This window comes from Candidatus Accumulibacter contiguus, from assembly GCF_012940005.1.
Lineage (GTDB): Bacteria > Pseudomonadota > Gammaproteobacteria > Burkholderiales > Rhodocyclaceae > Accumulibacter > Accumulibacter contiguus.
This window is the reverse complement of record NZ_SPMX01000007.1, coordinates 1-20,255: the sequence shown is the minus strand read 5'-3', so window position 1 is coordinate 20,255 and position 20,255 is coordinate 1. Positions and strand designations below refer to the sequence as shown.

The following is a 20,255-nucleotide window of genomic DNA, read 5'->3' as shown; positions in this document are numbered from 1 at the left end:
AGGCAATCGAAGTCACTTGCGTGGCGACTGAACTTGCGTTACCACGGTCAACGTGAGCTGGTTTTTCAATAACACCTGCCCATCGCCAGCCAGGAACGAAACCTCCAGGTCATATTCGCCAGGAGTCAGATCCAGGATCGTTTCAGTCTGGCCATCGCTCAAGCGCACGCGCGTCACGGAAGACCGATTTTTCCGGATATTCAACACAAAATACCCGGTGTCCGGGATCGAGGTTTTTTCCGGCGCCACGCCCGGGCCGATGACGCCAAGCTTGACCAGAAACGGACTATCGACGCTTTCGCCATCGCGAATATTCTTGACATAAACCAGCCTGGACTCGCTCGGTGGTGTCGAAACTTCATCCTGATACCATTTCTGGCAGGTTTCGTTGAACCGTTCCGAATTGATCCTGGGCGGTGCGGATTCCTTGCGGTTGGCGATGACGTTGACGGTGATTTTCCGGCTGAAGACGTAGTACGGTCGGTGATCGTAATCGGCAAATAGCAGGCGCAGGGTGTGCGGTCCGGGAGGAAGATCGAGAATGGTGGCGGTCTGTCCCTTGCCGAAATGCCGATATTTGTCGGAGAAGGGTATGGGGTCGGTGATCGACGAGGGCAAAGGTGTATCAATCAACAAGTGGTGATGACCGCTTTTGTCCCTTTTGTGGCCGGCGGGTATCACTCCCATACCGCGGATGCCGAATTCCACCCAGAATGGCGTGCGAACCTGAAATCCGTCTTCCAGGTTCGAGAAGGTCACTGGCGTGGACTCGGCAAACAGATTCAACGCAGTTCGCTCGGAAGTATGTTGCAACCAGCAGCGGCGCTCGAGGGGATCATCCGGCAGGGGCTTCGCCATCACCGTATTGCACATCAGCAGCAGCACCGCAGGTAAAACCTTATATTTATGCATCAGCAGCCTTTCGCGGCAAGCCATCCTAAGGAGTATGGCAGATTCTACCGCATCGATGGTCCTGCATCCGCCTTCGCAGGCTGACATCGACGTCGATAATCTCACAGAGCGATTGCCAGGAGAACTTTTGCAGGGGAAGCGACGGAAAAGACCAATAGTGCAGAAAAGTTGCGGTCAATGGCATTCAAGTGATTGAAGTGCCGGACATATCGGCGCTATCATCACAAGTCCAGCCGATCAGCGGCCTGGCCTCATTATTTTGCGACAGAACATACCCCTTGGAGAGAGACAGATGGACAAGAGAACTCCGCCGCCCGCAGCAGGCGCCGAGAACCCGGCCGGAGCCGCCGGAAATACCGAGGCTGCGGCCGCCAAGTCGGCAACACGAGCCCCCAGAACACGTGCTGCTGCGTCGACGCGCGCCGCACCACGCAAGGCGTCGGCCGGCGATATTGCGCCGGCGCGTACACCCGCTGGCATGGAAGCCTTTGACGTTGCCGAGGCTGCCTCAGCGGCCATAGAGCAGAAGAAGGTTGCGCTGAATGACATCATTGCGCATGTTTCCGTAGGTGATACGGCTTCGCTCGCCAAGACGCTGGAAGCGATCATGACCGGTGCATCGCCCGATGATGCGCAAGCGCTGCGCAAGGCCCTGCTCAGCAAGGAGGAACCGCCGGCGGCCAAGGTCGAAACCAGCCCCGACGACGAACTGGCGACGAGCTGGCGCGACACCAATTCCTATCCCTACCGCAACCTGATGTCGCGCAAGGCGTACGAGAAGCAGAAGTATCGTCTGCAGGTGGAACTGCTGAAGATGCAGAACTGGATCAAGGAAACCGGACAACGGGTGGTCATCATTTTTGAAGGTCGCGATGCTGCCGGCAAGGGTGGCGCGATCAAGCGCTTTACCGAGAACCTCAACCCACGCGGTGGTCGCGTGGTCGCGCTGGAGAAACCGAGCGAACTGGAACGTGGCCAGTGGTACTTCCAGCGCTACGTGAAGCACCTGCCGACGGCCGGCGAAATCATTTTCTGCGACCGCTCCTGGTACAACCGTGCCGGTGTCGAGCGCGTGATGGGCTTCTGCACCGATGTGGAGTATCAGGAGTTCATGCGCCAGACGCCGGAAGTCGAACGTACGCTGGTGCGCAGCGGCATCCACCTGATCAAGTTCTGGTTCTCGGTCAGCCGCAAGGAACAGCGCCGCCGCTTCAAGGAACGCGAGGTACACCCGCTCAAGCAGTGGAAGCTGTCGCCGATCGACCTGGCCTCGCTCGACAAGTGGGACGACTACACCAAGGCCAAGGAGGCGATGTTCTTCCACACCGACACCGCCGAAACGCCGTGGACAGTGATCAAGTCCGACTGCAAGAAGCGTGCGCGTCTGAACGCCATGCGTTACGTCCTGCACAAGATGAACTACACCGGCAAGGACGTCAACGCCATCGGACCGATCGATCCACTGCTCGTCGGCCGTCCGCACGTGGTTTACGAACCCAGTGGATCGGCCGCTCCGACGGCAGCGCGCACAGCGATCCTGTAGTCTGCAGCGACTGCGGTCGCAGGGCGCGGCAAGCGCCCTGTGACCGCGTCGATGGACTGGTCGGATCCTGCATGCCCGGCGGCGTCGACTCCCTCCGGCGTCACGGCAAGCGGCGGAAAGGCGCTGACCGGTATCGATCCAGGCTTACTGGCTTTAGCGATCGTAAGCGATGGGTACGGCAGAACCGCATGCCGACGTTCAACCCTACAAACTATTCAGCCCATTTTTCCAGTTGTAGGCCGGGGACGCGTTCGAATTCGCGGGTGTTGTTGGTCACCAGGCACACACCGAGAACAAGTGCATGGGCGGCGATCTGGGTATCTAGGGGGCCGATCGGTATTCCGGTACCTTCCAGGGTATGGCGCAACTTACCATAGGCCTGAGCGGCGGCCAGATCGAAGTCGGCAATTTCGAGGGGTTCGAGAAAGTGCTGCAGGGCCTGCAAGTTCCTCGGCGAGCCGCTCTTTTCCGCCCCGAAGTACAGTTCTGCCACGCTGATGCTGGAGATGCCGATGCCGCCTGACTGCTTGGCGCGTAGCGCCGCCAGCACCGATGCCGGTCGGTTCTTGATCGCGTAGATGCAGATATTGGTATCGAGCATGTAGCGCATGGCGGCTTACCACGTATCGCGAGCTTCGGCCACGCTTGGCTGCTCGCGCTCGGGAAAGGACTCGAATTCGTCGAGCGCAGCGATCAGTCTTTCGATCGATGGGCGCTTGCCGGGGCTGAGAATGATCCGTTCTCCGTCACGCTCAATGAACACTTCGCTGACACCGTCGAAGCGAAACGCTTTGGGTAGGCGCACGGCCTGGCTGCGGCCGTTGAGAAACAGCTTGGCTGTTGGCATGTGGCCTCCTGTATCATTGCATATATCTGATATATACCACAGGGCAACGGGCGACTCAAGGGGCTTGCTCTCGATCTCTCGATGCGTCCACACTCGAAACCCATACAATGATCCCTGGCGCAGACGGATTGGATCGCGGTCGGTCGGCCTGGCTGCGACTCCCAGCCTGTCGAAGAGCGGTCGTCGCTGCAATCACGCTTCAGATTTTGGACCAGGTATGCCCTGCTTGCGCATTCAACAACTCGTCACTCGCCATGTCGGTCCGATCGAACTCGCGATCGGCGCCGGCGAGTGCGTCTGTATCGAGGGCGCTTCCGGCAGTGGCAAGACGCTGTTGTTGCGCGCCATCGCCGACCTCGACCCGCATCGTGGCGAGGTGCAGCTCGATGACGCCAGTTGTGCGAGCTTGCCGGCACCCGCGTGGCGGCGTTCGGTGGCCTTGCTGGTGGCCGAGAGTCAGTGGTGGTCGGATCGGGTTCGTGACCACTTCGAGCACGCTGTCGATGCGGCGTGGATGGAACGGCTCGGCCTGCCCGCTGCCGCGATGGACTGGGAAGTCGCCCGCTGTTCGACCGGTGAAAGGCAGCGGCTGGCCTTGTTGCGAACGCTGATGCAGGCGCCGGCCGCATTGCTGCTCGACGAACCGACCGGTAATCTCGACCAGGACAGTACCCGCCGCGTCGAAGCCTTGCTCGACGATTATCGCCAGCAGCGGCAGGCGGCTCTGCTCTGGGTCAGCCACGACGCCGGCCAGATCGAGCGCGTCGCGCAACGCAGCTACCTCCTCGACAAGGGCAGGCTGCACGAGAGGGAACGGCGATGAACGTGATCGCACTTTCGCCATTCGATCTCACGATCGCTGCGCTCCTGATCCTGGCCCTCGCCGGTCTGTCGCTGCGCATGCAGATCGGCGTCGAACGTCAACTGCTGATCTCGGCTGTGCGCAGCACCGTGCAGTTGTTTCTGATCGGCCTGGTGCTCAAGGTGCTTTTCGAGAGTACGCAAGCGATCTGGGTGGCCTTGCTGGCGACGGTAATGCTGGTGGTTGCCGGGCGCGAGGTGATGGTCCGGCAAAAACGCCGCTTTGTCGGCGGCTGGGGATTCGGCGTCGGCACCCTGTCGATGTTCGTCTCGTCATTCACGGTGACGCTGCTGGCGCTGCTCCTGGTGATCGGCACCGACCCCTGGTATGCGCCGCAATACGCGATCCCGCTGCTCGGCATGGTGCTCGGCAATACCATGAACGGCATCTCGCTGGGACTCGACCGGCTGACCCAGGACGCCGCGCAAAGGCGCCCGATCATCGAGGCCAGGCTGGCGCTGGGTCAGGACTGGCAGCGGGCGATTTCCGACAGCCGCCGCGAAGCGATGCGAGTCGGCATGATCCCGATCATCAACGCCATGTCCGCCGCCGGCATCGTCAGCCTGCCGGGGATGATGACTGGCCAGATCCTGGCCGGCACGCCGCCAGTGGAAGCCGTCAAGTACCAGATTCTGGTGATGTTCCTGATCGCCGGCGGCACCGGCTTCGGCACCATGGTGGCGGTGAGCCTGGCCGCCCGGCGCCTCTTCGATGAACGCCAGCGCCTGCGACTCGACCGCCTGCGCCTGCCCGCGAATTGCAGCTGAAATTCGCAGATATCTCTACAAGATCCTGAAGTTTAGACACTCGCGCTCGTCGGCTGATGCCGAAGGGATTTCCGCGGCGCGAAGATTTTTGGGCATCGCAAGAAGTTCAGTTGCAGAACCTGTGCACCATTCAAAATTCCGTGCGAATCCCACTGTGCTGATGGACAATAGCCAACTGCGGGACGCGAATAACAACGACAAATTCCGATCGGCCATGAAACTCGAACAACTGCAAACCAACGCGGCGATCCGCGGCATCGTTCCTGACGCCCTCGTGACCGTGGTCAGCGTCCAATGGTATGGCTCCGAGGCGCTGGAGCTGACCTACAAGACCGCCTCCGGTAAGGTGGCCAACGAGTTGCTCTACCGCCACGACGAGGCACGACTGGAAGTCGTCGAGCAGGGCCGGCCGTGGAGCTTTGACGGCGACGGCGCGCTCTTCCGCCTGGTTTCCGAGGCCCAGCGCATTCGCCTCGCGCATCTCTTCGACCCGGTGCTGGCGGTGCATACCTCGATCGTCGACCCGCTGCCGCACCAGATCACCGCCGTCTACGAAACCATGCTGCCTCGACAGCCGTTGCGCTTCCTCTTGGCGGACGACCCCGGCGCCGGCAAGACAATCATGGCGGGCCTGTTGATCAAGGAACTGGTCGCGCGTGGCGACCTGCAGCGCTGCCTGATCGTCTGCCCCGGCAGCCTGGCCGAACAGTGGCAGGACGAACTCTATCGCCGGTTTCATTTGCCCTTCGAGATCCTCACCAACGACAAGCTCGAAGCGGCACGCACCGGCAACTGGTTCCTCGAAACCAACCTGTGCATTGCCCGCCTCGACAAGCTCTCGCGCAATGAAGACGTGCAGCAGAAACTGCAGGTGCCCGATTGCCGCTGGGATCTGGTGGTCTGCGACGAAGCGCACAAGATGTCGGCGACCGTGTTCGGTGGCGAGACCAGGTACACCAAGCGCTATCGCCTTGGCCAACTGCTCTCGACGCTCACACGCCACTTCCTGCTGATGTCGGCGACGCCGCACAACGGCAAGGAAGCCGATTTCCAGTTGTTCATGGCGCTGCTCGACGGCGACCGTTTCGAGGGGCGCTACCGCGATGGCGTGCACACCGCCGACGTGTCGGACCTCATGCGCCGGATGGTGAAGGAGAGCCTGCTCAAGTTCGACGGCACGCCGCTGTTCCCCGAGCGAATCGCCTACACCGTGCCCTACAGACTGTCGGACGCCGAAGCAGCGCTTTACCGGGCGGTCACCGACTACGTGCGCGAGGAATTCAACCGCGCCGAGGCGCTGGAAAACGACAAGCGCGCCGGTACCGTCGGTTTCGCCCTGACCATCCTGCAGCGACGCCTGGCCTCCTCACCCGAGGCCATCTACCAATCGCTGCGCCGCCGGCGCGAACGGCTGGAAAGCCGACTGCGGGAACTGGAAGTCCTGCAGCGTGGCGGCCAAACCACGACCATCCTCCCGGCGTCACTGCCTGCCCTCGATAACGAAGACGTTGCAGACCTGGACGAAGCACCCGACAACGAAGTCGCTGCCGCCGAGGAAGAAATTCTCGACCAGGCCACCGCTGCCCGCTCGATCGCCGAACTGCGCATCGAGATCGAAACCCTGAAAGGGCTGGAAAGCCAGGCGCTGGCGGTCTGCCGCAGCGGCACCGATACCAAGTGGTGCCAACTGGCCAGCCTGCTCTCCGAAATCTTCACCCCGGCCGCCATCGGCCACCGCGTCGCCGAACCGCCAGCTCCCTACGGTGCCGGCGCGATCCCACCCCCCCACCCCTTCGCCGCACCAGAAGCTGGTGATCTTCACCGAGCACCGCGACACGCTCAACTATCTCGAACAACGCATCAGCACGCTGCTCGGCCGCCAGGAGGCGGTCGTCATCATCCATGGTGGGATCGGCCGTGAAGAGCGCCTCAAGGTGCAGGAATCGTTCAGGCACGACCCCGAGGTGCAGGTACTGCTGGCGACCGACGCCGCCGGCGAGGGCATAAACCTGCAGCGCGCGCATCTGATGGTCAATTACGACCTGCCCTGGAACCCCAACCGGATCGAACAACGCTTCGGCCGTATCCACCGGATCGGCCAGACCGAGGTTTGCCACCTGTGGAATCTGGTGGCGGACGATACGCGCGAGGGCGACGTCTACCGCCGGCTGCTGGAAAAGCTCGAACAGGCGCGCCAGGCCCTTGGCGGGCAAGTGTTCGACGTGCTGGGCAAACTCGCCTTCGAGTCCAACGGCAAGGTCATGTCGCTGCGCGAGCTGCTGATCAAGGCCATCCGCTACGGCGAGAAGCCCGAGGTCAAGGCCCTCCTCACGACGGTGCTCGATGTCGCGACGGATCGGGAACACCTGCAGAGCCTGCTTGAAGAACGAGCGCTCGCCCACGACGCCATGGACGCCAGCCGGGTGCAGCGCATCCGCGAAGACATGGAGCGCGCCGCCGCCCGCCGGCTGCAACCGCACTACATCGAGTCGTTCTTCCACGCAGCCTTCAAGCGGCTCGGTGGCGCCGCCAAACAGCGCGAGCCCCGTCGTTACGAAATCACCCACGTACCCGCCACGGTGCGCAACCGCGACCGCCTGATCGGCATTGGCGAACCCGTGCTGCCGCGCTATGAGCGGATCGCCTTCGAAAAATCGCTCGTCGCACCGCAGGGCCAGCCGCTGGCCGCGTTTGTTTGCCCCGGCCACCCCTTGCTCGACGCCGTGATCGACCTGACGCTGGAGCGTCATCGTGATCTGCTGAAACGCGGCAGCGTGCTGGTTGACGAACGCGATCCCGGAATGCGGCCGCGGGTGCTGTTCTACCTCGAGCATGCCATCCAGGACGCCGGCCTCACCCGCGCCGGTGAGCGTCGGGTGGTGTCGAAACGCATGCTCTATGTCGAAGTGGACGCCGACACGACCACGCGTCATGTGCACTACGCGCCCTATCTCGACTATCGGCCAATCGCTGCGGGCGAACCCGGTAGCGAAGCGATCCTCGACCGCCCCGAATGCCAGTGGATCACGCGCGACCTTGAGAAGCAGGTCCAGGCCCATGCCATCACCCAGGTCGTACCGGAACACCTGGCCGAGGTCCGCGGGCGCAAGCTCGAACTGATCGGCAAGACCGAGGCGGCGGTCAAGGATCGCCTCACCAAGGAAATCACCTGGTGGGACCACCGCGCCGAAGAACTCAAGCTTCAGGAGCAGGCTGGGAGACCCAATGCCAAACTCAACTCAGGCGAGGCACGCAAGCGCGCAGACCTTCTTCAAGGGCGGCTCGAAAAAACGTCTCGACGACTTGAAGCTCGAAGTGCTACTCTCGCCGCTGCCGCCGGTGGTACTGGGCGGGATGCTGGTCGTCCCGATCGGCCTGATCAAGGCCATGACCGGCCAAACAGCGAGCACGCCCACGGCGCCCGTCGATACGCAAATCAGCGCCGCCCGCGCACGTGCGATCATCATGGACATCGAGCGCCAGCTCGGCTTCCAACCCACCGACCGGGAATTCGAGAAGCTCGGCTACGACATCGAAAGCCGCGTTCCCGGCACCGGCAAGCTGCGCTTCATCGAAGTGAAGGGCCGCGTTGCCGGCGCGCCGACGATCACCGTCACGCGCAACGAAATTCTCTACTCGCTCAACAAGCCTGAGGATTTCATTCTTGCCATTGTCGAGTTCATCGATGCCGAAACGCACAAGGTGCATTACCTGCGCCAGCCATTTCAGCGCGAACCCGATTTCAACGCTGTGACCGTCGATTACGACTTTGCCGGATTGCTGGCGCGTGCCGGGACACCGCGCTAAGCCTAGCCGCTTGCTTGATTCAGCCGAATGCCCGCTGTAAAGTAAGAATGTAATGCAATCCTTACTGGAGAACGAAATGCTTGCCGTTGCCAAAATCACTGCCAAGGGCCAGACCACGATTCCGCAGGACGTGCGCGCCGCACTGCATGTCGCCCCCGGCGACCTGATCGCCTGGGAAGTCGGCGCCGACGGCACGGCGACCGTTCGCCGCGTGCAACCGCTGGACCTCGAATACCTGCGCGCTGTCGAAGGCACGCTCTCCGAGTGGTCGGGCAGCGCCGACGAGGAAGCCTATCGTGAGCTTTGAACGCTTCGCGGTCGTCCGCGTACCGTTTCCCTTCACCGACCGCAACGCCACAAAGAACCGCCCAGCGCTGGTGCTCTCGAATGACGCGGATTTCAACACGCCGGCTGGTCATTCGGTGATGGCGATGATCATCTCGCAGGCCAACGCCCCCTGGCCGCTCGACTGCCCACTCGCCGACCTCGCCGCCGCCGGCTTGCCGGCGCCGTCCAAGGTGCGTTTCAAGCTCTTTACACTCGACCATCGCCTGGTGCGCGGCGAACTCGGGAAGCTCGCGGCCAGCGATGCCATGGCCGTTCGCGTCGGACTGGCCCATTTGCTGGACGCGAAGGGATAAACCGGTATGCGCCAGAAATACTCTCAACAGTGTTGAGACTTCTGCAAAGGAATCCCATGCCCACCGCCAGACCTTGTCGGTGCACTTCGAGTTGCGTTCAGGGGGCCGTCAATAAGGCACAGAGATGAAGCTATCCCGAATTGAAATTACCCACTTCCGCTGCTTTGAATCGTTGAACGTCGATTTCCAACCTGACATCAACGTGATTGTCGGTGCTAATGGATCGGGCAAGAGCAGCATCCTGGATGCTGCTGCCATCGCCCTCTACGAGCTCGTGGCGGCTAACGGGGCGGGCAGTCAGCGGCAACGAAAAGCACAGGGCGTCTCGCTGCTGCCCACGGACATCTATATCGCACCGCCAACAACCGATGCTGCTGGTGCACCAAAGCAATTTGTACAAATCAGAGCCAGCGCCAATGACTACTACCCGATCGAACACTTCTCGGGAAAAACACCGACAGGTCAAGCGGCCGCGTTGGAATGGTCGCAATACATTGTCTATCAGCCCCCAGCTCGATTCAGTTACAGCAACAGCACCAGCGAACGTCTATCCAGCCTGAACCAATACGTCCAGGCTCTCTGGCGCGAGATTGGCAGGAGTCCTCAGGCGCTTATTCCCTTGCCTGTCGTGGCCTACTACCGCGCCACCAGACGGAAGGGGGGCATGCCCGAGCTCGGAGACATTTTCAAGCTCGACCTGTCCAGAAACAAGGCGTTTGCCGATGCACTCGATGCGGCTGCGGATTTCACGGCCATGTGTCAGTGGTTTTATCTGCGGGAAAATGCCGAGCTTCGAGTCCAGATCAACGCGCAGGCTGAAGAAAGGCAAGAATTTGCCGATCTGCGCGCGATTCGGCAGGCTCTGATGCACACCGTCGAAGGACTGGAACGTCTCTATTTTGACGGAAGTCCGCCCCGACTGATGGTTGATGTTCGGGAAGTTGATGGCGACGTCCACACACTTGAACTTGCCCAACTAAGCGATGGTTACCGAAATCTGCTCGCCCTGGTTCTCGATTTCGCCCGTCGCCTGGCGCAAGCCAACCCAGCGTGGCGAAACCCGCTTGAGGCGCCCGGCATTCTGCTCATTGACGAGGTTGAGCTTCATCTTCATCCCCGTTGGCAGCAGACGGTCATTCCCGGATTGCGTGCGGCCTTCCCGAACACGCAACTCATCATTTCCACCCATAGCCCGGCCGTCCTGACCACGGTGCGCCGTGAGCATATCCACCTGCTCGGGGCCGACCACAGTTTCGAGCAGATCCCGGAGGACGTCGGCACCTACGGCGCAGAAAACTCGCGCGTTCTCGCCGAAGTATTTGGCGCCGACTCGCGCCCCCGGAATATCGACACCGTCCAGAAGCTGAACGGGTACCTCGGCCTGATTGAGAACCGCCAGCACGACACGCAAGCGGCACGCGCCTTGAGAAACGATCTGGAGTCCGCACTGGGCCGCAGCGATCCGGATTTGCGCCGGGCTGACCTGCGCATTCGTCAGATCCAAGTGCTGGGCAAGCAATGAGGAGGATTCAACGCAACGTGGCGCCAGACTGCCTTGCCGACCAACCGAAAAACCAGGATTGGGGCACATTCATGGGGACACCTTGCCATGTCACCGTGGACGCAGACTTGCGCAGGGAGCAGCAGGGACTGTGCTGTTATTGCGAAAGCGAAGTGGCCGACAACGAAGGCCACATCGAACATATGCAGCCTCGTAGGTGCAATCAGTCTCGAACTTACGACTACACCAACATGGCGATCTCATGCGATGGCGGCACGGTAGAGCATTGCGGACGCTACAAGGATGACCGCAGAAGGAACCCCAAACACGCATGGGATGCGGCGCGTTTCTCTGCTCCTCATGATCCTGCCACAGCATCGCTTTTTTCGTATCTCCTGACTGGGGGTATCGCGCCAACAACTGCCGATGTAGCTAAAGCGAACTATCTGATCGGCTACCTCGGTCTCAATTGCCCCCGTCTCAACGAGCGACGCAGGCAACACGCGCGGGACCTCATTGACACCCTCGGCGACCAACCCGATCCGGGCCTGGTGGATTGGCTGCGCGAGGATTACTTGCAGACGGACCAAAATGGTCGCCTGAAGCAATATCACTCGCTTTCGAAAGCGATTCTCAAACCATGACCTACAAGAAAAAAGCTCATCGAAGTCGCGCTGCCGCTGGAGGCGATCAATATCGCCAGTGCGCGCGAAAAATCCATCCGGCACGGCCACCCGAGCACGCTGCACCTGTGGTGGGCGCGGCGGCCGTTGGCGGCGGCGCGGGCGGTGATCTTCGCGCAGATGGTCGATGACCCGTCGGCGCATCCCGACATCTTCCCGACGGAGAAGAAGCAGGAGAAGGAACGGCAGCGGCTGTTCCGCATCATCGAGGAACTGGTCAAGTGGGAGAACACCACCAACGAGGCCGTGCTGCAGCAGGCGCGCGACGAAATCTGGCAGAGCTGGCGCTATACCTGCGCGGAGAATGCCGACCATCCACGGGCGAAGGAACTGTTCGACCGCTACAAGCTGCCGGCTTTTCATGACCCCTTCGCCGGCGGCGGAGCGCTGCCGCTCGAAGCGCAGCGGCTGGGGCTGGAAAGCTACGCCAGCGATCTGAATCCGGTGGCGGTGCTGATCAACAAGGCGATGATCGAGATACCGCCGAAGTTCGCCGGCAAGCCGCCGGTGAACCCGGATGCGCAGCGCCAGAAAGCGCAGATGGACAAGAGCTGGCGAGGCGCGCAGGGCCTCGCCGAGGACGTCCGCTATTACGGCCAGTGGATGCGTGACGAGGCCGAGAAGCGCATCGGCCATCTCTACCCGAAGGTCGAGGTCACGGCGGCGATGGTGCAGGAGCGGCCGGACCTGAAACGATACGCGGGCCGGAAGCTGACGGTCATCGCGTGGTTGTGGGCGCGCACGGTCAAGAGCCCCAACCCGGCCTTCGCCAGTGTCGATGTACCGCTTGCCTCGACCTTCATGCTCTCGACCAAGGCCGGCAAGGAAGCCTATGTCGAGCCCGTGATCGAAGGCTGCGGCTATCGGTTCACGGTGAAGGTGGGCAAGCCGAGGAATGCGGAAGGAGCGAAGAACGGCACCAAGCTCGCACGGGCGAATTTCGGATGCCTGATGTCTGGCGCACCGATTTCCGGCGACTACATCAAAGCCGAAGGTAAGGCTGGGCGAATGGGCGCGCGGCTGATGGCCATTGTGGCTGAGGGTGATCGCGGACGGACCTATCTGGCTCCGACGCCGGAAATGGAAGCCATTGCCCTGACTGCGCAGCCGACGTGGAAACCCGAGGGCGACATTCCGACGCGGATGACCGGCGGCAACTGCACGCCGTACGGGCTAAGCACTTGGGGCGACCTCTTCACCCCGCGCCAACTCGTCGCACTGACGACCTTTTCCGACCTGGTGCAGGAAGCGCGCGAGCGGGTGAAGCGCGACGCTATCACCGCCGGCCTGCCCGATAACGGGAAAGCCTTGGCGGAAGTGGGCGCGGGCGCCACGGCGTATGCGGATGCGTTGGGGGTGTATTTGGCGTTTGCGCTGAACAAGGTAGCCGACCGAGGCTCGTCGCTTGGCCGTTGGGACCCCACGCCGACCCAAAGTGGCATCATCAATACCTTCAGTAGACAGGCTTTGCCCATGTCATGGGATTTTGCGGAGTCGAATCCACTTGGTGGCGCATCGGGTAACTATCGAGGCGCCATAGATCTTGTTGCAAAAGCGCTACTAGCCGCATCGCTCACGGCGACATCTGGTTACGCAACCCAAGACGACGCTGCTGCGCAATCCGTAAGCAGCGATAAACTGGTCTCCACCGACCCTCCCTACTACGACAACATCGGCTACGCCGATCTGTCGGATTTCTTCTACGTCTGGCTGCGCCGCTCGCTGCGTTCGGTGTTCCCCGAGCTTTTCGCCACGCTGGCGGTGCCCAAGGCCGAAGAACTGGTGGCAACGCCCTACCGCCACGGCAGCAAGCAAAAGGCTGAGACCTTCTTCCTTTATGGCATGACCCACGCGATGCACCGGCTCGCCGAACAGGCACACACGGCCTTTCCCGTGACCATCTACTATGCCTTCAAGCAGGCGGAAAGCGACGGCGCGGACGGGACGACCAATACCGGCTGGGACACTTTTCTCGCTGCCGTCATCGAAGCCGGTTTCGCCATCAGCGGCACCTGGCCGATGCGCACCGAACTGAGCAACCGCATGATCGGCTCGGGAACCAACGCTCTCGCTTCAAGTATCGTCCTCGTCTGTCGCCAACGTCCAGCCACCGCACCCACCGCCACCCGCCGCGATTTCGTCACCGCCCTCAAGGCCGAACTTCCTCAAGCATTGGCGCACCTGCAAGCCGGCAACATCGCCCCGGTGGACTTGGCGCAGGCGGCGATCGGCCCCGGCATGGCGGTCTATACGCGCTACGCGAAGGTCCTCGATGCCGAAGGCAAACCGCTGCCGGTGCGCTCCGCCCTGGCGCTGATCAACCAGACCCTGGACGAAGCCCTGGCCGAACAGGAAGGCGATTTCGACGCCGACAGCCGCTGGGCGCTCACCTGGTTCGACCAGACCGGCTTTGCCGAAGGCGATTACGGTGTCGCCGAGCAGCTTTCCAAGTCCAAGAACACCAGCGTCGGCGGCCTCGACGAAGCCGGCATTCTGGTATCCCGGGCCGGTAGGGTGCGCCTGCTTAAACCCGCCGAGCTGCCCGCCGACTGGGACCCGCTGACCGACAAACGGCTCACGCACTGGGAAATCGTGCACCAGCTCATTCGCGCGCTGGAATACGGCGGTGAGAGCGCCGCGGCCGCGCTGGTCGCCAAGCTCGGCAGCAAGGCCGAAACCGCCCGCGAACTCTGTTACCGCCTCTACACCCTGTGCGAGCGCAAGAAGCGCGCCGTCGAGGCCATGGCCTACAACGGTCTCGTGCAGAGCTGGCCGGAGATCACCCGCCTGGCCGCCGAAAAACCCCGCGCGTTGATACCTGGTACGCCTGACCTGTTTGGGCACGAATGAAGCAGCGAAGGAGCCTTTCATGAAACGACTATTGAACCTCGACGCAGAAGCGCTGGCGCAGTTCTGCGAAGCCCATCACATTCGCCGCCTGTCGCTGTTCGGCTCGCAACTGAAGGGAACGGCTCGACCGGATAGTGACGTCGACCTGCTGGTCGAGTTTCTGCCTGACGCGCGACCGACATTGCTCGACATGGCGCAGATGGAAATCGAGTTGTCGCAAGCCCTCGGGGGGCGGAAAGTCGACCTGCGTACCGAGCAGGACTTGAGTCGCTACTTCCGCGACGAGGTGGTTCGCACGGCCGAGGTGCAGTATGTCGCCGAATGATCGCTGGCGGGTCGGCCACATGATCGACGCGGCCAGCCAGGCGCTGGCTTTCGTCGAGGGACGCAGACGCGAGGACCTGGAGAGCGACCCGATGTTACGCCTGGCGTTGACTCGCGCAGTGGAGATTGTCGGCGAGGCCGCAACTCAGGTGAGCGAAGCCGGGCGCTGCGAATTTCCCGGCGTACCCTGGCCGCAGATCGTCGGCATGCGCAATCGCCTGGTGCACGCGTATTTCGACATCAACCAGAACATCCTGTGGGACACCGTGCAGCTCGCGCTGCCGGGGGGGCTGCTGGAACAACTGAAAACCGTGCTCGAATCGGAGTAACACCACCATGGCCATTACCAACCACGAGCGCGTCGGCAAAGCGCTGGAGCTTCTGAAAAGCGGCCTGCTGCCGTTCATCGAGCGGGAGCTGAAAGCGAAGTATGGCAACGGCTGGGCTTTCGAAGTGAAGGACATCCTCTCCGATACCCGCCTTGCCGCCGGCAAGGGCGAATCCCTCCAGGACGTCGCCGCCTCGCTGGTGGTCATGGACCGCAAATGGGCCGAGGTGTTTCGTCAGATTCTCGGCAAGAGCGAACGCAGCCTGGTCAATGAGCTGGTGACCGTGCGCAACGCCTGGGCGCATCAGGAACCCTTCTCGAGCGACGACGCCTACCGCGCGCTGGATTCGGCTGGGCGGCTGCTGTCCGCTGTTTCGGCCGCGCAGGCGGACGACGTGGACAAGATGAAGATGGAATTGCTGCGCGTGCGCTTCGACGAGCAGGCGCGCAGCGAAAAGCGGAAATCGGCCAGCACGGCGATCGAAAGCGGCGTCACCGGCAACCTCAAGCCTTGGCGCGAAGTGGTCATGCCGCATGTCGACGTGGCCAGCGGTCGCTACCAGCAGGCCGAGTTCGCCGCCGATCTGTGGCAGGTGCATCTGGGCGAGGGCAGCGACGAATACCGGGACCCGGTGGAATTCTTCCGCCGCACCTACCTGACCGAAAGCCTCAAGGGGATGCTGGTCGGCGCGGTGCAGCGCCTGACCACCGGCGGCGGCGACTCGGTGGTGCAGTTGCAGACCAACTTTGGCGGCGGCAAGACGCACTCGATGCTGGCGCTCTACCACCTCTTCTCGGGCATCGCGCCGACCGAGCTGGCCGGCATCGACGAGGTAATGTCCGCCGCGGGCGCCAGCAGGATTCCGACGGCCCGGCGCGTGGTGCTGGTGGGCAACAAGATTTCGCCGGGCAACCCGTCGACCAAGCCCGACGGCACACTCGTGCGTACCCTGTGGGGCGAGCTGGCCTGGCAGCTTGGCGGCAGACAGGCGTTCGCGCGGCTGGCAGCCGACGATGAACAGGCGACCAGCCCCGGCGACGTGCTGCGCGAGCTGTTCAACGACTACGGCCCGTGCGTGCTCCTGGTCGACGAGTGGGTGGCCTATGCGCGCCAGCTTCACGACCAGAGCGACCTGCCCGCCGGCGGTTTCGAAACACAATTCACCTTTGCGCAGGTGCTGACCGAATCGGCGAAGCTGGCGAAGCACTGCCTGCTGGTGATCAGCCTGCCGGCGTCGGATACCTCCGGCTCGCCACACACGCAGGCCAACGATGTCGAAGTCGGCGGCACGCGCGGCCGCGAGGCGCTTGACCGGCTGCGCAACGTCGTCGGGCGTGTCGAAGCCTCGTGGCGTCCGGCCAGCGCCGAAGAGGGTTTCGAAATCGTTCGCCGGCGCCTGTTCCAGCCGCTTGCCGACCCGGCGCAGTTCAAGGACCGGGACGTCGTGGCGCGCGCCTTCGCCGATTTCTACCGCACGCAGCAGGCCGAGTTTCCACCCGAGTGCCGCGAAAGTGACTACGAGAAACGCATCCGCGCGGCGTATCCGATCCACCCGGAAATCTTCGACCGGCTGTATACCGACTGGTCGACGCTGGTCAAATTCCAGCGCACGCGTGGCGTGCTGCGGCTGATGGCGGCGGTGATCCACAGTCTATGGGAGAAGGGCGACCGCAATCCGCTGATCCTGCCCGGCAACGTGGCGATCGACGACGCGCGCGTGCAGTCCGAGCTGACGCGCTACCTCTCGGACAACTGGGTGCCGGTGATCGAGAAGGATGTCGATGGGCCGAACTCACTGCCGCTGAAGCTGGACCGGGACTTGCCCAATCTGGGCCGGGTCTCGGCGTGCCGGCGGGTGGCGCGCGCGATCTACATGGGCTCGGCGCCGACCACGGACGCCGCGCACAAGGGGATCGAGGATCGGCGCGTGAAACTTGGCTGCGCGATGCCGGGCGAATCGCCGGCGGTGTTCGGCGACGCCCTGCGCCGCCTGGCCGGCGCGGGCACCTACCTCTACCAGGACGGGCCGCATTACTGGTATTCGACGCAGCCGACGGTCACCAAAGTGGCCGAGGACCGCGCCGAGCAGTTCAAGCGCAATCCGGACAAGGTCGCGCAGGAGATCGAACAACGCCTGCGCAAGGATCTGGAGCGCAAGGGCGACTTCGCGCGCATTCATCCGATGCCGGCAACCGGCGCCGACGTGCCGGACGATCTGGACGCGCGCCTGGTCGTGCTGGGCGTCAATCATCCGTACAGCAAGGAAGGCAACAGCGCCGGCGAAGTGGCCGCGCGGGCCATTCTCGAATCTCGCGGCAATGCGCCCCGCCTGTACCGGAATACGCTGGTCTTCCTGGCGGCGGACAAGACCCGCCTGCAGGACCTGGACGAAGCGGCACGCAAATACCTGGCGTGGGAGTCGATCCTCGCCGAGAGGGGCCAACTCAATCTGACTCCCTATCAGGTCACCCAGGCCGAGACGCAAAGAGCCGCCGCCGATGGCACGGTCACCGCCAGGCTGCCGGAGACCTATCAATGGCTGCTGGTGCCGGTGCAGGCGACACCGCAAGCGCCGATCACCTGGGAAGCACAGCGGCTATCCGGGACGGACGCGCTGGCCGTGCGCGTCAGCAGGAAACTGCGCAGTGACGAGCTGTATCTGACCACCTTTGCCTCAACGCGCTTGCGCATGGAACTGGAGCGTGTGCCGCTCTGGCGCGGCAATCACGTGGCGGTGAGACAACTGATCGAGGATTTCGCGCGCTACCTCTACCTGCCCCGGCTCAGGGATTCGAGCGTTCTGCTGCACGCGATCAGTGACGGCGTGAATCTGCTGACGTGGACACAGGACGGCTTTGCCTTCGCCGACAGTTTCGACGAGGCGGCGGGTCGCTACCAGGGCTTGCGCGCGGGGCAGATGCTCACCCTGACCGATGCTCACGCGCCGGGCCTGGTGGTAAAACCCGAGGTGGCCGTCCGGCAGCTCGATGCCGAGCGCGCGGACCCGGGGTCGAGGCGTGCCCCGGAAGCGCCGACCTGGGGCGGTCCCGGAACGATTTCTGGCCCACAGGCCGGGGAACCGGGAAGGGACGTTCAGCCTGTCGCCGCCAGACCGAAGCGTTTCCACGGCACGGCCGTCCTCGATGCCACTCGCGTTGGCCGCGACGCCAGCCGCATCGCGGATGAAGTGATTTCGCATCTGCTTGGTCTCGTTGGAACCCGAGTGACGGTAACCATCGAGGTGGAGGCGGAGATCCCGGGTGGGGCGCCGGATCATGTCGTGCGCACCGTCACCGAGAACAGCCGGACGCTGAAATTTGCCAGCCAAGGGTTTGAGAATGAGTAGAGCCATTCAGGAAACAAAGCGCCGCGGTGCAAGACGGTTTCCTGTGGTCTTGGCGATCGCCAAACAGTGCCGTGAACTGGCCAACCTAATGTTCGATGGCCAACTTTAGTCCTGTTTGGATTACCATGTGCTTACGGAAACGACTGGCAAGAAAAAAGCCACATCTGCAAGTTTCCTAAGTGCTTGTTTTCTTTGGTGGGGCGTCAGAGACTCGAACTCTGGACCTACGGATTAAGAGTCCGCTGCTCTACCAACTGAGCTAACGCCCCATGTTGCCTTCAACGACTGACGCAGCAACTGTTTTCGCTTGGTGGGTTGGGTGGGATTCGAACCCACGACCAATGGATTAAAAGTCCAGTGCTCTACCGACTGAGCTACCAACCCTGGGAAACCGCGGAGTATAGGGAAGGGCCTGATGTCTGTCAATGCAGGCGGGCGCTTTTCCATTCCGTTGGCTTAGCCATTTGCTGCCTATGCACTTGACGTATCGACACCGTTCCCAGAAAAAAAGGGCGCCGTGAAGGCGCCCTCAAGGGGAGAGAACGGATTATGAGAAAACCTAGTAATGGTAGGCCGATTCGCCGTGTGAAGTGATGTCGAGACCTTCGCGCTCTTCTTCTTCGGGTACCCGCAGGCCGATGACCATGTCGACCAGTTTGAAAGCGACCAGAGAAACCACTCCCGACCAGACGATCACGGTACCAACCCCCCACAACTGGCTGATCACCTGGGCAGTCATGTCGTAGTCGCCGACCTTGTTGAGGACGTAGTCATAGACGCCGGTACCACCAAGCGAAGGATCGGCGAAGACGCCAGTCAGGATTGCACCGAGCATGCCGCCGACGCCATGCACACCAAAGACGTCGAGTGAATCGTCAGCACCGATCAATCGCTTCAGCCCATTGACGCCCCACAGGCAGATCACACCCGCCAGCAGGCCAATGACAATGGCGCCGACGACACCGACGAATCCTGCCGCCGGGGTGATTGCCACCAGACCGGCTACGGCTCCGGAAGCTGCGCCGAGCATCGAGGGCTTGCCCTTGATCATCCATTCGGCCAGCATCCAGGACATTGCCGCACAAGCAGTGGCGACCCAGGTATTGACCATCGCCAGTGCTGCACCACCGCTCGCTTCGAGCGCCGAGCCGGCGTTGAAGCCGAACCAGCCGAACCACAGCAGCGAAGCACCGATCATCGTGAAGGTCAGGCTGTGTGGAGCCATCGATTCGCGGCCGTAGCCGATTCGCTTGCCGATGACGATCGCGCCAACCAGACCGGCAACGGCGGCGTTGATGTGCACCACGGTGCCGCCGGCGAAGTCGAGTGCGCCTTTCTGGAACAGGAAGCCGGCCGTCTTGGTGGCTGCCTCGCCAGTTGCCGCGTCAAGATAGGCGTCCGGACCTGCCCAGTACCACACCATGTGAGCCATCGGCAGATAGGAGAGCGTAAACCAGATCACCATGAAGACGAGGATCGCGGCAAATTTCGCACGCTCGGCAAAGGCGCCGACGATCAGCCCGCAGGTGATGGCTGCGAAAGCGCCCTGAAAGATGACATAGGCCAACTCCGAGACGACCACGCCCTTGCTGAAGGTGGCAGCGACCGAGTCGACGGTGATCCCCTTGAGGAAGATCTTGTCGAGCACGCCAAAGAAGCCACCGCCTTCGGTGAAGGCCACCGAGTAGCCGTAGATCACCCACAGCACACTGATCAGCGAGAAGGTCACGAAGACCTGCATCAGCACCGAGAGCATGTTCTTGGTACGCACCAGCCCCCCGTAGAACAGTGCCAGGCCTGGGATCGACATCAGGATGACCAGCGCGGCGCTGGTCATGAGCCA

15 protein-coding genes, 2 tRNA genes and 1 pseudogene are annotated in these 20,255 nt (G+C 62.4%); 12 read left to right on the top strand and 6 right to left on the bottom strand.

The features are described from left to right. Window positions 1–12 precede the first annotated feature (12 nt). The gene (locus E4Q08_RS03305; RefSeq protein ID WP_169069342.1) at window positions 13–936 is read right to left on the bottom strand and encodes a DUF4399 domain-containing protein; all 924 of its coding nucleotides are present in this window, start codon (window positions 934–936) and stop codon (window positions 13–15) included. 268 nt (window positions 937–1,204) lie between these two features. On the opposite strand from E4Q08_RS03305, the gene ppk2 reads away from it, so the two are divergent. Beyond that, window positions 1,205–2,455, top strand: a complete 1,251-nt coding sequence (ppk2, locus tag E4Q08_RS03300; protein ID WP_169069341.1) for a polyphosphate kinase 2 — start codon at window positions 1,205–1,207, stop codon at window positions 2,453–2,455. Between the two features lie 211 nt (window positions 2,456–2,666). Here ppk2 and vapC read toward each other — a convergent pair whose 3' ends face one another. Continuing rightward, on the bottom strand, window positions 2,667–3,065 hold the full coding sequence (gene vapC, locus E4Q08_RS03295) for a type II toxin-antitoxin system tRNA(fMet)-specific endonuclease VapC (RefSeq protein WP_034909881.1): 399 nt from the start codon (window positions 3,063–3,065) through the stop codon (window positions 2,667–2,669). Between the two features lie 6 nt (window positions 3,066–3,071). Beyond that, window positions 3,072–3,302, bottom strand: a complete 231-nt coding sequence (locus E4Q08_RS03290; protein ID WP_034909879.1) for an antitoxin — start codon at window positions 3,300–3,302, stop codon at window positions 3,072–3,074. 217 nt (window positions 3,303–3,519) lie between these two features. Between E4Q08_RS03290 and E4Q08_RS03285 the strand changes: the two genes are divergently transcribed. The 11 genes and pseudogenes from E4Q08_RS03285 (at window position 3,520) to E4Q08_RS03235 (ending at window position 18,412) form a co-directional block, all read left to right on the top strand. Then, the gene (locus E4Q08_RS03285; RefSeq protein ID WP_169069340.1) at window positions 3,520–4,125 is read left to right on the top strand and encodes an ABC transporter ATP-binding protein; all 606 of its coding nucleotides are present in this window, start codon (window positions 3,520–3,522) and stop codon (window positions 4,123–4,125) included. Then, window positions 4,122–4,931 (top strand): ABC transporter permease, encoded by an 810-nt coding sequence (locus tag E4Q08_RS03280; RefSeq protein WP_034909876.1) that lies wholly within the window; start codon window positions 4,122–4,124, stop codon window positions 4,929–4,931. Before E4Q08_RS03285 ends, E4Q08_RS03280 begins: the two co-directional genes overlap by 4 nt. A 214-nt stretch (window positions 4,932–5,145) precedes the next feature. Then, window positions 5,146–8,738 (top strand): annotated as a pseudogene (locus E4Q08_RS03275) (DUF8742 domain-containing protein). Window positions 8,739–8,814: 76 nt separating this feature from the next. Continuing rightward, window positions 8,815–9,045 (top strand): AbrB/MazE/SpoVT family DNA-binding domain-containing protein, encoded by a 231-nt coding sequence (locus tag E4Q08_RS03270; protein WP_169069339.1) that lies wholly within the window; start codon window positions 8,815–8,817, stop codon window positions 9,043–9,045. After that, the gene (locus tag E4Q08_RS03265) at window positions 9,035–9,379 is read left to right on the top strand and encodes a type II toxin-antitoxin system PemK/MazF family toxin (protein ID WP_169069338.1); all 345 of its coding nucleotides are present in this window, start codon (window positions 9,035–9,037) and stop codon (window positions 9,377–9,379) included. Before E4Q08_RS03270 ends, E4Q08_RS03265 begins: the two co-directional genes overlap by 11 nt. A 124-nt stretch (window positions 9,380–9,503) precedes the next feature. Beyond that, window positions 9,504–10,901, top strand: coding sequence for an AAA family ATPase (locus tag E4Q08_RS03260; protein ID WP_169069337.1), 1,398 nt, complete (start codon window positions 9,504–9,506; stop codon window positions 10,899–10,901). Beyond that, entirely contained in the window at window positions 10,898–11,524 is a 627-nt protein-coding gene (locus tag E4Q08_RS03255) for a retron system putative HNH endonuclease (RefSeq protein WP_308240044.1), read from the top strand. The genes E4Q08_RS03260 and E4Q08_RS03255 overlap by 4 nt, the downstream gene beginning before the upstream one ends. An 18-nt stretch (window positions 11,525–11,542) precedes the next feature. Next, on the top strand, window positions 11,543–14,413 hold the full coding sequence (locus E4Q08_RS03250; protein WP_169069417.1) for a DUF1156 domain-containing protein: 2,871 nt from the start codon (window positions 11,543–11,545) through the stop codon (window positions 14,411–14,413). Between the two features lie 19 nt (window positions 14,414–14,432). Further along, window positions 14,433–14,738 (top strand): nucleotidyltransferase family protein, encoded by a 306-nt coding sequence (locus E4Q08_RS03245; RefSeq protein ID WP_169069335.1) that lies wholly within the window; start codon window positions 14,433–14,435, stop codon window positions 14,736–14,738. Beyond that, window positions 14,725–15,066 carry a HepT-like ribonuclease domain-containing protein gene (locus E4Q08_RS03240; protein WP_169069334.1) on the top strand — a complete coding sequence of 114 codons (342 nt, stop codon included), beginning with the start codon at window positions 14,725–14,727 and terminating at the stop codon, window positions 15,064–15,066. Before E4Q08_RS03245 ends, E4Q08_RS03240 begins: the two co-directional genes overlap by 14 nt. 7 nt (window positions 15,067–15,073) lie before the next feature. Continuing rightward, window positions 15,074–18,412, top strand: coding sequence for a Swt1 family HEPN domain-containing protein (locus E4Q08_RS03235; RefSeq protein ID WP_169069333.1), 3,339 nt, complete (start codon window positions 15,074–15,076; stop codon window positions 18,410–18,412). 193 nt (window positions 18,413–18,605) lie between these two features. Here E4Q08_RS03235 and E4Q08_RS03230 read toward each other — a convergent pair. From E4Q08_RS03230 to E4Q08_RS03220, 3 genes are all read right to left on the bottom strand, one after another. Further along, window positions 18,606–18,681 (bottom strand) — tRNA-Lys (locus tag E4Q08_RS03230). A 39-nt stretch (window positions 18,682–18,720) separates the two neighbouring features. Further along, window positions 18,721–18,796 (bottom strand) — tRNA-Lys (locus E4Q08_RS03225). A 175-nt stretch (window positions 18,797–18,971) separates the two neighbouring features. After that, window positions 18,972–20,255, bottom strand: a 1,284-nt coding sequence (locus E4Q08_RS03220) for an ammonium transporter (RefSeq protein WP_169069332.1), incomplete at its 5' end; no start/stop codon positions are given.